We start from the raw sequence: 15,338 nt of genomic DNA on the forward strand, positions 1-15,338 counted from the left end.
GGTTTATTCTGATAACCCATCGGGATTTTCAATTTCCACTTTTTTCGCGCTGGAATAGCTTGCCCGCATGAATGACAACGACTCCACACGGGTTTCAGTCGCTGCGACCTCCGCTCCCGGGCGCGGGACGACCGGATTCTGGGCGCTCATCGCCACGCAATTTCAGGGCGCGTTCAGTGATAACGTGCTCAAAACCCTGGTCATCTTCATGATGCTCGGGGCCGGGCTGACGATGGCGGAGAAACACCGGCTCGGCGAATTGGTTGGCGCGCTTTTCTCGTTGCCGTTCATTTTGTTCTCGATGGCGGGCGGCTTTCTGGCGGATCGCTACAGCAAGCGCCACATCATGATTGGGGTCAAAATTTTTGAAGTGGTGGTGATGTTGCTGGCGTTGGTCGGCTTTTTCTTCGCCAGTCTGCCGGTGCTGCTCGCCTGCGTGTTTTTGATGGGGACGCACAGCGCGTTTTTCGGTCCCTCGAAATATGGGGCGCTGCCGGAATTGCTGCCGGAACGCAAGTTATCCTGGGGCAACGGCATTTTGGAACTGGGCACGTTTCTCGCCATCATCCTCGGCACGGTGACGGCGGCGTTGCTGGCGGAACATTTCCGCGGCCAACACCTTTGGTCGGGCGCGATCCTAGTGGCGTTGGCGCTGGTGGGTTTGGTGACCAGTCTCGGCGTCACGCGCGTTCCCGCCGCCAACCCGGCCAAAGTCTTCAAACTCAATCTGCTCAAGGAACTGTTCACCAGTCTGCAGCAAGCGCGCGGCGACCGGCTGCTCAAGCTGGCGTTGCTGGGCAACACCTACTTTTTCTTCCTCGGCGCATTGCTGCAATTGAATCTGTTTTATTTCGGGGCGGAGGTGTTGGGCGTTTCCGAAACCAAGATCGGATTGCTGAACGTGGCGCTGGCCATCGGCATCGGGATTGGCAGCGTGACGGCGGGCTACCTTTCGGGCGGTAAGATCGAATACGGTTTGGTGCCGCTGGGGGCGTTGGGAATGTCCGTGACGTGCCTCGCGTTGCTCTTGGAAAGCCTGAGCATTCCGGGCGTGCTGGCGGTGCTGGCCGGACTGGGGTTTTTCGGCGGCTTCTTCATTGTGCCGGTCACGGCGCTGTTGCAGCATCGGCCCGATAGCCAGCGCCGGGGCGAATTATTGGCGGCGGCCAATCTGCTTTCGTTCATCGGCGTGTTTGCGGCTTCCGCGGCGCATTATGCGCTCACCAGTTGGCTGCAATTGACGCCGCGCGGCATTTTCTTTGCGGGCGGCGTATTGACGCTGATCGGCGCGGGGCTGTCGTTCTGGCTGCTGCCGGATGCGTTCCTGCGGTTCCTCCTGTGGATGATTACGCACACGCTTTATCGCATCAAAGTTTTGGGGCGCGAAAACATCCCGTCAAAAGGCGGCGCTTTGTTTGTCTGCAACCACCTCTCCCTGGCGGATGCCGTGTTGTTGCAGGCGGCGGTGGATCGTCCAATCCGGTTCATCATGCTCAAAGCCATGTATGAGAAGGGCATCATCGGGTGGTGGGCGAGAACCACCGGGGCGATCCCCATTTCATCGGAGCTGCGACCGCGCGAAATGATTCATTCACTCCAGACGGCGAGCGCGGCGCTTAAGAGCGGGGAAGTGGTCTGCATTTTTGCCGAAGGGCAGATTACGCGCATCGGTCAGATGTTACCGTTCCGACGCGGATTTGAACGTATCATGAAAGGCGTGGACGCGCCGATCATTCCGGTGGGACTGGATGGCGTTTGGGGCAGCATCTTCAGTTTCGATCGGCGGCAGTTCCTCTGGAAAATCCCGCAGCGCATTCCGTATCCGATCACCGTCAATTTCGGCCCGGCACTGCCACCCACAGCTTCGGCGGTTGTCGTCCGACAAACCGTCCAGGAACTGCTGGCCACGGCCTGGGAGCAACGGCGCCGCCGCCTGCGGCCGCTGCATCATTCGTTTGCGATCAGCGCACGCCGCCATCCCCGCCGCTTCGCCATGGTGGATGCACAGAATCGGGCGCTGACGTTCAACGACGCCCTGACGCGCAGCCTTTTGCTTGCTCGCCGCCTGCGCCAGATCTGGTCGGGACAGCGCATGGTCGGGCTGTTATTGCCGCCGAGCGTTGGGGGCGCGCTGGCCAATTGGGCGGCTTTGTTTTGCGGCAAGGTATCGGTGAATTTGAATTACACATTACCGCCCGAAGCCATCGCCTCGTGCGTGCAACAGTGCCAACTGCAAACCATTCTGACCTCGCGCGCTTTTTTGGAGAAAGTGCCGTTGAAATTGCCCGGCAAAATTTTGTTCTTGGAAGATTTGATCGGCACGAAGGAAGTCGCCCCGTCGCTGGGTGAAAAAATGGTGGCGCTGTTCCTGGCGCGTTGTGTGCCGGTTAAATGGCTGGATCGAATTCTGCGCGACCGGAGTTCCGTCGCCGACCGCGCGATGACCAATGCGAAGGCGGCGACAACGTCCGATCCGCTGGATCAATTGGCGACGATTATTTTTTCGAGCGGAAGCACGGGCGCTCCCAAGGGGGTCATGCTGTCGCATTACAACATCGGCTCGAACATCGCGCAACTTGGCCAAGCCTTCGCGTTTGGTCGCCAGGATAGAGCGCTGGGCGTGTTGCCGTTTTTTCACTCGTTCGGATTCACCGGCACCTTGATGTTGCCCGGCGTGCTGGGCATCGGCGCGGTGTATCACGCCAATCCGCTCGACGCCAAAACCATTGGGCATCTTGCGCAGACGTATGCAATCACCTTTCTGCTGGCGACCCCGACGTTTCTGCAAATCTATCTGCGCGGTTGCACCGCGGAGCAATTTGGGAGCGTGCGCCTGGTTGCCGTTGGCGCGGAGAAATTGTCCGATCGGCTGGCCACGGCGTTCGAGGATCAATTTGGGGTTCGCCCGTTCGAAGCCTACGGCTGCACGGAATGTGCGCCCGCCGTCACCGTGAACGCGCCGGATTTCCGCGCGGCGGGATTCCGTCAGGTGGGCGCGAAACGCGGCAAGATTGGTCATCCGTTGCCGGGGATTTGCGTGCGGATTGTTGACCCGATGAATCCCGATCCCGGGGCGCCGGTGGCCTTGGGGCAAAGCGGTTTGCTCCTGGTGCGCGGTCCGAATGTCATGCGCGGCTACCTGGGGCAGCCGGAGCAGACGGCGGCCGTGTTGCGCGAAGGTTGGTACGTTACCGGTGACATCGCGGCGTTGGATGAGGACGGTTTTCTCCAAATCACGGATCGCCTGAGCCGCTTCAGTAAAATTGGCGGAGAAATGGTGCCACACATCAAGGTGGAGGAAAAGCTGCATGAACTCGCCGGAGTCACCCATCAAACATTTGTCGTGACCAGTGTCGCCGATGAAAAGAAAGGCGAACGCCTGGTCGTCTTGCACCGGCTTCCGGACGAGGCCCTGGCGCTGGTATTGGCAAAGCTCGCGGCGAGTGATCTGCCGAATTTATGGAAGCCGAAAGCGGAAGCCTTCTTCTCTCTGACTGCGTTTCCATTGTTGGGTACTGGCAAACTGGATTTGCGACAGGTAAAGGTGTTGGCGACACAGTTGGTGGAATCGCTCCGAGCTGGCTGACCGGGGGGGCGGATAGTGCCCGTGAATGCGGGCTAGCAACTCGCGTTTGGCGGAAAACTCATGGTCAGGTCTTCGGTAACCATGAATTCGAGGCAACGTATCCGCCGACGCTCCGTCCACCGACTCGTTCCGGTAACATTTGATTTGAGTCAATTCGGGTAAATTTCGGGGAGGAAAACTTTTCTCTTGTCTTTAAGTCGGCGGCAAATAGGATTCGTCGTAGTCCAATTCGTAACCCGAAAACGTGTTGGGCGCATCAATACAACCCATTAAAGAACCAAAGCGTGTGAAAACAAATCCATCCAAATTACCCAAGTCGCACCTGCGAGTCACGGCGATACGTCGCCTGAGCTTAACCCTCAAGTTTACCACCCTTCTGATTGCCGTGCTGGCCACCGCACTATCCGGTTTTGCGGATAACATTGCCGCGAAAGGTCACGCCATCATTGGCATCAAACAGGGGATTGATTCCGCCCCCGGCAAGTCCATGTACAATGGCGGCATTCCTCCCAACGTCAACGATGGGAATCCTTATTCGCGAGTGGACACGTACAGTTCGCAAGGGGCCGCGAAATTGGAGAATTGCAGCTTTGTCGGAGTGATCTGGCCCACGACGCGTTACGAGGAAATTGGGACGTTGACCTTCACCATGGCGTGCTTTGCGGATGGGGGATGGTTTGGCGTCAACGGAGGGTTACCAGCCGCAGGAACGCCCTTTGGGAGCGGCGAGTTGGCCGAACCGACGGTGCAAGTGACCACTGATGGTGGGGCGACCTGGACCACGGCAGTTACCACTTCGGATTATATGGACGTCATGGTTAATCATTATCCGGGCGGGCAGGGCGGCACGCCCAACCCGAACCCCGTGGACATCAATTTCACCTTCACGTCGCCGGTATCCGCCATTAACGGAGTGCGGATTATCGGGACCCACGGCGGCCCAGCGGACCTGAATGGCTTTTTAGGAGTGTGGGAACTGGCGGTGGAGGCCACGTTTGTGGACTCGGACTTTGATGGAATGCCAGACGCTTGGGAAGTCGCCTACGGTTTGAACGTGGGCACGGATGATTCCACGAGCGATCTGGATGATGACGGAGTGCCGAACATTGACGAATACTATGCCGGAACACTCCCGAACCATACCGATACTGATGGGGATGGGTACTCTGATGGGATCGAAGTGGCCGCCGGCTCGAACCCGACGGACCCAGCCAGTGTGCCGGGAGATATCGCTTCAAGTGGAACCGCAATTTTGGGAACTCAAAGCGCCGAGGGATTCGATACGGAGTATTTCCACGTCGGACTCGAGGAAGATGTCACGGATGGGAACTTCTATACCGTCGTAGATAATTGGAATGCCGACCGGCCTACCGCTTCAGATCCGAAAAGTTATGTCGGAATTATCTGGTGGAGCGAGGTTCCGACCGACCCGATTCAGCGGGTGGAATTGGCCCTGGCCACCTATTGGGATGGGGGATGGTTTGGTCCCAACGGTCTCGGACCGGCTGCCGGTCAACCTCTGCAACAGTCTCATCTTGTTTCTCCGATCGTCGAGGTTTCGGATGATTACGGCGCAACGTGGCACGCAGTACCGTTCACTTCGGATTATCTCACGCTGATGAAAGGACATCTGGTTGGCGGTAATGGCATACCCAATCCTCACTTTGCCCCCGTGTCCACGTTTATTCTCAATCCGGTGGTCAGTGGCATTAACGCGATCCGCATCATTGGCAGTGAAGGTGGCGCCGCTTCCAATGGATTTCTGGCGGTCGCCGACCTGAAGGTTTTTGCCAAGACGGATGTGGATGGAGATAACATGGACGATGATTGGGAGCGAAAACACGGATTGATCGTTGGCATTAAAGACGATCAGGAGGATCCTGACGAAGACGGGCTGACCAACTTCGAAGAATTTCAGTTGGTGACCGATCCGCAGAATCCCGATACCGATGGCGATGGTTTGAATGATGGCGATGAAGTGCATACGCATCATACGAATCCACTTTCATCGGATACAGACGTGGATGGGCTTACCGACGGAGAGGAAATAAATATCTACGGCACCAATCCGCTGCTGGGAGATACCGATGGCGACGGTTTCCTGGATGGCTTGGAAGTCACCCATGAAAGCAGTCCATTGCTTGCGAGCAGCACGCCGGACAATTTCGCGTTGCGCAATGATGCCAGCGGAATTTTGGGGGTGGCCGCCGATCTCGCCGATCCCGGCACGCCCATATTCAACGCCGGAAGCTCCAGGAGCATCAACGATGGAGACATGGCGACACGGGTGGACAATTACAGCAATCTGCCGTTGCCGCTGGGTTACGTTGGCATCGTCTGGGATGATCCCATGACGAACGTGCTGACGCGGCTCCGACTGGATCAGGCGACGTTCTTCGATGGCGGCTGGTTTGGAATCAATGGCGCCGGCCCAGGAGCGGGCGGAACGCTTTCATCGCCTGATTTCCTGGCGGCTGAACCGCCCGCGGTGCAGGTCACGACGGATGGTTCAACCTGGAACACAGTAGCGACGACCTCTGATTACCTGACCGCCCTCGAAGGCCACGCGTTGCCGGAAGTCGCGTTTGGTTTCCCGACGCGGGCGACGGCCAACTTCTGGTTCACCACGCCAGTCGCCAATCTCAAGGGCGTTCGGATCATCGGCACCGAAGGCGGAACCGCCGACAACGGGTTTCTAGGGGTGTTCGAGTTGGCCGCACTGGTCACGCCCATGACCTCACCGGCGACGCTGCTTAACGTGTCGGTTGACGGCGGAAATTTCCGCTTTGAATTCGACACCCAGGCCGGTCGCAGTTACGAGATTCAAGTCCGGAATTTGTTGTCCAACGGAGAGTGGCAACTCCTGACCACCATTGCCGGAGATGGCACCCGCAAGCAAGTGACCGACGCGGTCAGCGGGCCGACGCGCTTCTATCGCGTGCAAACCAAATAGCCGTTGGCTGGATTACACTACAAGCGAGGCGGGTTGGTCTGCGGGCCTCCCGCCTCGCCGCTTCCAGAGTGGAACGGCTTGCGGCGTGGCTGAAGCTTGACCGGAACTTTTTTATTGGTTCACTCTTGGCCAGCTCAAATCCAGGCACGATATGGCAACCGTACCGACTCGCTGGAGCAACCATTGAACATGGGCGAATCATCAAAAAGTAAAATTCAATTCCAGCCGCTGAATCAGACCCAGCGGTTTGTTACCAGTGTGCTGGCCATTGGCTGCTTTCATCTGGCTTACACACCGGCCAATCCAGGTTCGCTCAGCTTGGCCATTCTGGGATACGTCATTGCATTGACGCAACTGGCGCGTCTGCCGAGCCCGTGGCTATCATTCTATTTCGGGCTGGTGGTTGGCTTTGCCTGTGTTGCACCGCAACTGGAGTGTTTCTGGCGCATCTTCGGTCCGGCTGCCGTTCCACTTTGGTTGATTCTCGCTTTTTGGATAGCTCTGTTCACGACCTTGAGTCACGTGGCGCTGGCCGGTTTGGGGGCCAAACGCGCCGCGTTGCTGATCCCCTTTTTCTGGTGCGGCCTCGAGTATTTTCGCAGCGAACTCTATTTCCTGAAATTTTCGTGGCTCAACGTCGGTTATGCGTTCGCCGCTCCGCCCTTCCTGGCCATCAATCGCCTCGGGATGTATGGCGTCGGCTTTTTGGCCGCGCTATTGGGTGCGACCTTCATCGCTTTTCACTTTCGGAAAGCGCTGCTTGGGAGCGTCATCATCGTTGCGTTCGCGATTTTATTGGCAACCATAATGAAATCCGCCTCACCGACGGACGAAATCCAATCGCCGATTCGCATGGCCGGCATTCAACTTGAATTCCCGAGTCAGTTGGATTTGGCGCCGGCGCTGGAGAAGCACGCGTCCACCAACGCCGCCTTCGATCTGCTGGTGTTGCCGGAAAACACGCTGGAAGGCGGCCCATCCGATTTGTTGCGCAATTGGTGTCGCACCCAGCAGAAATTCCTGATTGTCGGCGGCAAGGATGAATCACCGACTGACAATTTTTACAACACGGCGTTCGTCGTCGGCACCAATGGCGACACGCTGTTTCAGCAGGCCAAATCCGTTCCGGTCCAGTTTTTCAAAGACGGTCTGCCGGCGAGCCATCAAAAACTCTGGGACTCGCCGTGGGGACGATTGGGAATCTGTATTTGCTATGACTTGAGCTATACGCGCGTTACCGACGAGCTGGTGCGGCAGGGAGCGCAATTGCTGATCGTGCCGACGATGGATGTGATCGAGTGGGGGCGGCACGAACATGAATTGCATGCGCGCGTCGCGCCGGTGCGCGCGATGGAATACGGACTACCCATTTTCCGCGTGGCCAGTTCTGGCATTTCGCAGGGTGTGGATTATCATGGCCAGGTTCAGTCGCGTGCTCCGTTTCCCGGTGAGGGTGAAGTCATACGTTTCAAGGTGTCGCCGGTCGAACGTGGCTCGCGGCCTCCCGATCGCTGGTTGGCGTGGGGCAGCGTGATATTGACTGCGCTCTTTATCGCGTGGTTACCGGTGGCGCGTTGGCGGGAGCGTCGGCGGAATTCAAAACCGTCAGACCAAGTGAGTTCCGCCGCGAGCTGATCCGGTAACGCGGCTGCGGCGCGTTACTCCGAGTTTGGGTAAGAACCCAGCACCTTGACGTAGCGACATTGCTTTTCCAGTTGGGCGACAGCTTTCGCGACGCGCGGGTCTTGCAGGTGCCCGTCGCAATCAATGAAGAAGAGATATTGCCAGGCTTTGCGTTTGCTGGGACGCGATTCGATCTTGGTCAGATTGATGCGATGTTGCCGGAAAGTGGCCAGCATCTGATGCAGCGCGCCGACGCGATCGTTCATGCTCACGATCAGACTGGTGCGGTCCTTGCCGGTGGGCGGGCCGCATTGTCGTCCCAACACCAGAAAGCGCGTGGCGTTGGCGGCATTGTCTTGGATGTCCTGCTCCAAAATTTCGAGGCGATACTGCTGCGCGGCCAATAATCCGCCAATCGCCGCCGCGCCTATTTCTTTGGCAGCCAGTTCCGCCGAACGCGCGTTGGAAGAGGTTTCAATCAGTTCCGCGTGGGAGAGATGGTTCTGAATCCAACCGCGGCATTGGGCGAGCGATTGCGGATGCACGTAAAGTCGTTTAATGCGCGAGCGCGGCGTGTTACTCATCAAACATTGCCGCACCTTGAGGACAATTTGCGAGACGATCTGCAATTCGCTGTCCACAAACATGTCCAGGGTGTGCGTCACCACTCCTTCCGTTGAATTTTCCACGGGGACCACTCCGTAATCCGCGCGATTTTTTTCCACCTCGGTAAAGACGTCGCCGATCGTTTTTTGCGCGGCGTAGCGCAGGCTGGCGCCAAAGCGTTTGATGGCGGCTTGATGCGTGAACGTGGCTTCCGGGCCGAGGTAGGCAATCGTGAGCGTTTTCTCCAAAGCCAGCGCGGCGGACATGACCTCGCGGTAGATGGCGCAGAGCTGTTTATCGGTGAGCGGACCGGCGTTGGACTTGCAAATGCGCGCGAGCACGGCGCGCTCACGAGCGGGCGCGTAAATTTCTTCACCGGCCTGGAGTTTGATCGCGCCAATCGCCAGCGCGTGCTGGGTGCGTTCGTTGATCAACCGCACAATCTGGGCGTCCAATTGGTCAATGGCTTTCCGGTGCTCCGGGATATTCATCGGGCGCAGCATACGCGGGAGCAGGCGAAATTTGGAGCCAAAACTTGTCGCCGTCGGGGCACGCGCGGTGGCGCTGCGCTATTGCGTTTCCCGACGCTTCCCACAGATTGAAGGAGTGAGTGATTCGCATCCCATTCAGGTGGTCGTGCTCGGCGCGGGCTTCGGCGGCCTGACGTTCTGTCAGAATTTCCGGCATCCGGACGCGCGCATTACGGTGGTGGACCGGACCAATCACCATCTGTTTCAACCGTTGCTTTATCAGGTGGCGGCGTGCGGTTTGTCGGCAACGGAAATCGCGCAACCGATCCGCGCCATTCTATCCGAGCGCAGCGATGTCACGGTGTTGTTCAATCGCGTGGTGGGAATTGATCTGGAACATCGCCGCGTGCAACTGGAGTCGGGGGAATTACCTTATGACTATCTGGTGCTGGCGTTGGGAGGTCAGACCAGTTATTTCGGTCATCCGGAATGGGAACAATTTGCGCCCGGACTGAAAACGCTTGCCGACGCGTTGCAGATTCGCAGTCAGATTCTGTTGGCATTTGAAAAAGCCGAGAACGCCACCGACCCGCAGGAGCGTGATCGGTTGATGACGATTGTGGTGGTGGGCGGCGGGCCAACGGGTGTCGAACTGGCCGGCGCGTTTGCGGAACTGGCGCGGACCGTGTTGAACCAGGATTTTCGGCGGATTGATCCCTCGAAGGCTCGCATCATTTTGATCGAAGGCTCGCCATTGGTGCTGTCGCATTTGCCCGCGGAATTATCCGCCAGCGCGCAACGACAACTAACCGCTTTGGGAGTGGAAATCCGGAACAACGTTCGCGTGCAGGCCATCCGCGCCAACGAGGTGGAACTGGCGGATGGCCGGATCATCCACGCCGGAACGATCATCTGGGCGGCAGGCGTCTCGGCTTCCCCGTTGACGCAGCAACTGGGAGTGGAACTGGATCGCGGCGGACGGATCAAGGTGAAGTCGGATCTCAGTCTGCCGGGGCATCCGGAAGTTTTTGCGATCGGCGACCTGGCTTCGTTGTTGCAGTCGGATGGGAAGCCGGTTCCGGGCGTCTCGCCGGCCGCCATGCAAATGGGGCGACACGTTGCCGCGATCATCGAGGCGGAGTTGAATTCGCCCGGTGGCACACCCGCGCGACCGCCGTTCGAGTATCGGGACAAAGGCACGATGGCCACGATTGGTCGCTCGGCAGCGGTGGCGTGGATCGGACGGTTTCGCTTTTCGGGATTGCTGGCTTGGTTGACCTGGTTGTTTGTGCATTTGATTTTTCTGGTGGGATTTCGCAACCGCGTTGCCGTGTTGTTTCAATGGGCCTATTCGTACTTCTCATTCAGGCGCAGCGCCCGCATCATTACCTATCCACCGGCGTCGGATGCTGATCCAAAATCCGCAGCGAAGTAACCGCGCGCCGGCCGCGGAGCGTTCTGGTATTCGGGAAGCTGTCGCCATAGGATGCCGTGGTGGTGCAACTGGTAAAATGCAACTCTGGTCCAGTCGGGATGATTAAATCCAATTCAACTGACGTCTGAGAGACATGGCTGATTTGTTCGCCAAGCGGCCCCGGGTCACGGTGGAGGGTAAATTTTTCCGGCGGGGTTCAGAGAAACTTTATTTGAAAGGCGTTGCTTACGGCCCGTTCGCGGCTGGCAGCGACGGACAGCCCTTTGCCACCCCGGAACGGACGGCGGCTGATTTTCAACTGATCCAGGAGTTGGGCGCGAATCTCCTGCGTATTTACCATGTGCCGCCGCGCTGGTTTCTGGAACTCGCCGCGCAACATCAATTGCTCCTGCTGGTTGATATTCCGTGGAACAAGCATCTGGTTTTTTTGGAGGATCCGGTGCGACGGGCGGAAGCGCGCCAGGCGGTTTGCCACGCGGTTTTATCCGGCGCGCGACATCCGGCGGTATTCGCGTACAGCATCGCGAATGAAATTCCACCCGACGTGGTGCGCTGGAGCGGAACGAAAGCGGTCGCGGAGTTTCTGGATGAATTGGTGGCCGAAGCCAAGCGCATTGACCCGGAATGTCTCTGCACTTACGGGAATTATCCCACGACGGAGTTCTTGCAACCGCAAGCCCTGGACTTCCTTGGGTTCAATGTTTATCTGCACCAACCCGCCGCGTTCAGCAATTACCTGGCGCGCTTGCAGATGTTGTCCGGAAACAAGCCATTGCTGTTGAGCGAATACGGTTGCGATTCACAACGCGAGGGTGAAATGGCGCAGGCGGAAATGCTGTCATGGCAGACGGAACTGGCGTTTCGCGCCGGCGTGGCTGGAGCGGTGGCGTTCAGTTTTACGGACGATTGGCATCGCGGCGGGGAAGCCGTCTCGAACTGGCGCCTGGGCTTGACCACCGTTACGCGGGAAAAGAAACTGGCCTTCGATCGGGTCAAAGCCGCGTTCCAGCGCGCCCCAAAATTTCCGCTCCGCCGCCAGCCCAAGGTTTCGGTCGTCGTGGCGAGTTACAATGGCGCGCCGACGCTGACGGCGTGTCTGGATTCACTGCGCCATCTGAATTACCCGGATTACGAAGTGATCCTGGTGGACGACGGATCAACGGACGCCACGCCGCAACTGGCGCAACATTATCCAACGGTGCGCTACTTCCGTCACCCCACCAACTTGGGACTTTCGGTGGCGCGAAACACCGGTCTGGCCGCCGCCACGGGCGAGCTGGTGGCGTTTACTGATTCGGATTGTCGGGTGGATGAAGACTGGTTGTACTATCTCGCGGCGGATTTGGTGGACGGCGAGTTTGCCGCGGTGGGCGGCCCTAATTTGCTGCCACCCGAGGATTCGGCGGTGGCGGCGGCAGTGATGGTTTCACCGGGCGGCCCCACGCACGTCATGCTTTCGGATCGCGAGGCGGAACACATCCCCGGCTGCAACATGGTGATTCGTAAAAGCGCGCTGGAGGCGATTGGCGGATTTGACCCGATTTTTCGCCAAGCCGGCGATGACGTGGACATCTGTTGGCGGCTGCAGCAGGCTGGTTATAAAATCGGGTTTAACGCCGCCGGTTTTGTGTGGCATTACCGCCGCGCCACGCTGGGCGCGTATCTACGTCAGCAAAGCGGTTACGGTGGAGCGGAAGCGTTGCTGGTGCGCAAGCATCCCGAGTACTTCAATGCGTTTGGCAACAGCATGTGGCGCGGGCGGATTTACGGTTCGGCCAAGTTTGGCCTCCTGTTGCAGCGCCCCATCATTTACCGGGGAATTTTTAGCAGCGCTCCATTTCAAACGGTTTACGCCTCGGCGCCGGCTCCGGTGTTCATGATGCTGACGACGTTGGAGTATTACGTGCTGATCGTGCTGCCGCTCTGGGCGCTGGCCGTCGCTTTTCCGATCTTATGGCCAATGGCTCTGGTCAGTCTGAGTATTCCTGTGGCGATTTGTGTGGCGGCAGGAATGCAGGCCACGTTGCCGCGTGGTAAACGCCGATGGTGGTCGCGCCCTCTGGTCGCCCTGCTGTTTCTGCTGCAACCCATCGCCCGAGGTTGGGCGCGTCACCAGCACCGGCTGGCCTGGCGATTAACCGCCGACCCCACCTTTGAAACCTTGGAATCGGTTGCGTTGAGGCACAGCGAAAGGTCGCTGGGCGAAGCGCGCTATTGGGCGGAGCAGCGACTGGATCGGTTTCATTTTGTGACCAAGGTGCTGCGTGGTTTGGACCAGCGCCATTGGCCCTATCGCGCCGACGTCGGCTGGAGCGAGTTTGACGCGGAAATCTTCGGCAACTGGTGGAGTTACGTGCAATTTGCCACGGTGGCTGAGGATCATCCACATGGCCGCCAGTTGATTCGCTGCCGCCTGCGCGCGCGCTGGTCGCTGCAGGCGAAAGCCATCTTATGGTTATTGTTGGCTGCGGAGGTCATTGTCACCGGTGCCTTCGTCGGTTGGTTCGCCATGCTGCTCGTTACGGCAATTACGCTGGGCGCGGCCATCTACTTCATGCGAACTCAAAAGCGCCGGATTCAGAGCGAGCTGATCAGCTTTCTGGACGGTTTGGCTGAGGAGTTGAAATTGGTGATCATCCGGAATGGCCCTGGTGGGGACGAGGCGCCGCGGGCCACCACTGAACCTCCACCAACTTCGGAGTGCAAATCCGCTCCCATTCGCGTGGAATTGCCCGTTGCCGTGAGCGCTGCAAAACCCGCAACAAGCCCAACGGGAGCGTCGGCGGGAACGATAACCGCTCCTGTCGCCGGTGACGGGTCAGCGCCAACGGAGTGATGCCGCGCCGGGAAGCGTCCTTCAAGGCGTGACAATGGCGCCGGTCATGGTTCAATTGCTTCCGTATGGTTCAGTATCTCGACTTGCTTCGGCGTGTCTTGGAACAAGGTCGCTTTAAGGCCGACCGCACCGGCACCGGCACGTATTCTTTGTTCGGCGCGCAAACGCGTTATCCGCTGGCGACCGGTTTTCCGCTCGTGACGACGAAAAAGGTGCATGTCAAATCGGTGATCTACGAATTGCTCTGGTTCTTGCGGGGCGACACCAACATCAAATATCTGCAGGAGCATGGCGTCAGTATTTGGAATGAATGGGCGGATGCGAACGGGGATCTTGGGCGCGTTTACGGCGCGCAGTGGTGTGATTGGCGTACTGCCGATGGTCGCGGCATCAATCAGATGGACGCGGTCATCAATCAGATTCGAGAAACTCCGGAGAGTCGGCGGTTGATCGTCACCGCGTGGAATCCGGGCGAAATCCAGCAGATGGCGCTGCCGCCTTGCCACGCGCTGTTTCAATTTTACGTCAGCGAGGGCGAGTTAAGCTGTCAGCTTTACCAGCGCAGCGCGGATATTTTTCTGGGAGTGCCGTTCAACATCGCCAGCTACGCACTGTTGACCTTGATGGTGGCACAGGTGTGTGGATTGAAACCCGGTGAATTTATCCATACCTGCGGTGATTTGCATCTCTATGCGAATCACTTGGAGCAGGCCGAATTGCAGCTCTCGCGTGAGCCGCGCGTATTGCCACGCCTTCGACTCAATCCCGAGATTCGGCACATTCGCGACTTCAAATTCGAAGACATCGAATTGCTGGGGTATGACCCGCACCCCGCCATCAAGGCGCCGGTGGCGGTGTAAGTTTGGATTGCGTTTGTCAGCAGTGGGGCGGGAGGGACGATGCGCCGAAGCGCCCCGTGGCGCAACTGATCCGGCTCGGACCGTCAAGCCGTCTCAACATGGTTTGGGGGGATGGACGGCAATCAAGGTTTCCACGCAAAAGCCTGGCGGTCCTCATCCCGGATGGACCACATGTTTTCCGGATAGACGTCCTTGCCGTATTTGAGCAGTCGTACGCTGCCGTCCACGAAAGCATAATTTGACGAACCAGACCGGCTTAACGTTCCCGCGCGCTGAGTGGAATGACAGCCGCGTTCCACGCGATCAGCGTCGTTGCCCACTCCCTCGCCGAGGTCCATGAAGAAATCCATGGCGATGCGCACGCCGCCGGCGTCTATGTTCCGCTTTTCACCAAACAGGACCGTGTCCGTGGGCTTGCGCACGGCACTCTGTTTCAGAACCAGGCCGTTGTAGGTCTCCGGGTTGGGATTTCCGGTTTGATGGCTGAAATAATCGTTCCAACCATTGATCAGATAACTGCGCGGCGATCGGTCCGCCAGTGTGGTGGCACTGGTGTCGGTCAAGGGCACTCCGCGGCGCGCGTCAGTCGGGCAGATGAGCAGGTCCAGGTTCTTGTAATAATCTTGCAGCAACGTCGGCCAACGATTCTGGTTTGTGCGAGGAGGGAAATAGTCGTTAAAATCATCCGCGTAGAGGATGGAGGCCAGCGAAAGTTGTTTCAGATTGTTGGCGCACTTGATCCGGAGAGCCTGTTCTTTGGCGTTGCCCAAAGCGGGCAACAACATGCTGGCCAGGATGGCGATGATGGCAATCACCACCAGCAGCTCGATCAGTGTGAAACCGGCGCAAGCGACCGGGATGGGACGTTGGAGGCGTTTGACGCCAGATGAAGAGTTCATGCAAAGTCAGGAATTCAGCCATGCCGCAGCCGACCGAATAGAGGGGTGCGCGATTTCGTCAACGGTAGAA

8 protein-coding genes are annotated in these 15,338 nt (G+C 58.3%); 6 read left to right on the top strand and 2 right to left on the bottom strand.

Going from position 1 to position 15,338, the window contains the following annotated elements:
• Nucleotides 1-67: 67 nt before the first annotated feature.
• The 3 genes from M9920_13605 (at nucleotide 68) to M9920_13615 (ending at nucleotide 8,174) form a co-directional block, all read left to right on the top strand.
• Nucleotides 68-3,586, top strand: a complete 3,519-nt coding sequence (locus tag M9920_13605; GenBank protein ID MCO5053324.1) for an acyl-[ACP]--phospholipid O-acyltransferase — start codon at nucleotides 68-70, stop codon at nucleotides 3,584-3,586.
• A 286-nt stretch (nucleotides 3,587-3,872) separates the two neighbouring features.
• Nucleotides 3,873-6,539, top strand: coding sequence for a thrombospondin type 3 repeat-containing protein (locus tag M9920_13610; protein ID MCO5053325.1), 2,667 nt, complete (start codon nucleotides 3,873-3,875; stop codon nucleotides 6,537-6,539).
• Nucleotides 6,540-6,728: 189 nt separating this feature from the next.
• Complete coding sequence (locus M9920_13615) at nucleotides 6,729-8,174, top strand: hypothetical protein (GenBank protein ID MCO5053326.1); 1,446 nt, start codon at nucleotides 6,729-6,731, stop codon at nucleotides 8,172-8,174.
• Nucleotides 8,175-8,197: 23 nt separating this feature from the next.
• Here the strand turns inward: M9920_13615 and pheA are convergent, their stop codons facing one another.
• A complete protein-coding gene (pheA, locus tag M9920_13620) occupies nucleotides 8,198-9,259 on the bottom strand; it encodes a prephenate dehydratase (protein MCO5053327.1) in 1,062 nt (353 codons plus the stop codon).
• A 31-nt stretch (nucleotides 9,260-9,290) separates the two neighbouring features.
• On the opposite strand from pheA, the gene M9920_13625 reads away from it, so the two are divergent.
• The 3 genes from M9920_13625 (at nucleotide 9,291) to M9920_13635 (ending at nucleotide 14,369) form a co-directional block, all read left to right on the top strand.
• Complete coding sequence (locus M9920_13625) at nucleotides 9,291-10,673, top strand: NAD(P)/FAD-dependent oxidoreductase (protein ID MCO5053328.1); 1,383 nt, start codon at nucleotides 9,291-9,293, stop codon at nucleotides 10,671-10,673.
• 133 nt (nucleotides 10,674-10,806) lie between these two features.
• On the top strand, nucleotides 10,807-13,509 hold the full coding sequence (locus tag M9920_13630) for a glycosyltransferase (protein MCO5053329.1): 2,703 nt from the start codon (nucleotides 10,807-10,809) through the stop codon (nucleotides 13,507-13,509).
• A 65-nt stretch (nucleotides 13,510-13,574) separates the two neighbouring features.
• Complete coding sequence (locus tag M9920_13635; protein MCO5053330.1) at nucleotides 13,575-14,369, top strand: thymidylate synthase; 795 nt, start codon at nucleotides 13,575-13,577, stop codon at nucleotides 14,367-14,369.
• Between the two features lie 122 nt (nucleotides 14,370-14,491).
• Here M9920_13635 and M9920_13640 read toward each other — a convergent pair whose 3' ends face one another.
• Nucleotides 14,492-15,268 carry a type II secretion system GspH family protein gene (locus M9920_13640; protein MCO5053331.1) on the bottom strand — a complete coding sequence of 259 codons (777 nt, stop codon included), beginning with the start codon at nucleotides 15,266-15,268 and terminating at the stop codon, nucleotides 14,492-14,494.
• Nucleotides 15,269-15,338: the final 70 nt, after the last annotated feature.

The sequence above is a fragment of the Verrucomicrobiia bacterium genome (assembly GCA_023953615.1).
Classification (GTDB): Bacteria; Verrucomicrobiota; Verrucomicrobiia; order Limisphaerales; family JADLHS01; genus JADLHS01.

Excerpts from the sequence above, each read along its gene's own strand:
- M9920_13605 (MCO5053324.1), top strand. The coding sequence starts at position 68 with ATGAATGACAACGACTCCACACGGGTTTCAGTCGCTGCGACCTCCGCT.
- M9920_13640 (MCO5053331.1), bottom strand. The coding sequence starts at position 15,268 with ATGAACTCTTCATCTGGCGTCAAACGCCTCCAACGTCCCATCCCGGTC.
- M9920_13630 (MCO5053329.1), top strand. The coding sequence starts at position 10,807 with ATGGCTGATTTGTTCGCCAAGCGGCCCCGGGTCACGGTGGAGGGTAAA.
- pheA (MCO5053327.1), bottom strand. The coding sequence starts at position 9,259 with ATGAATATCCCGGAGCACCGGAAAGCCATTGACCAATTGGACGCCCAG.
- M9920_13635 (MCO5053330.1), top strand. The coding sequence starts at position 13,575 with ATGGTTCAGTATCTCGACTTGCTTCGGCGTGTCTTGGAACAAGGTCGC.
- M9920_13615 (MCO5053326.1), top strand. The coding sequence starts at position 6,729 with ATGGGCGAATCATCAAAAAGTAAAATTCAATTCCAGCCGCTGAATCAG.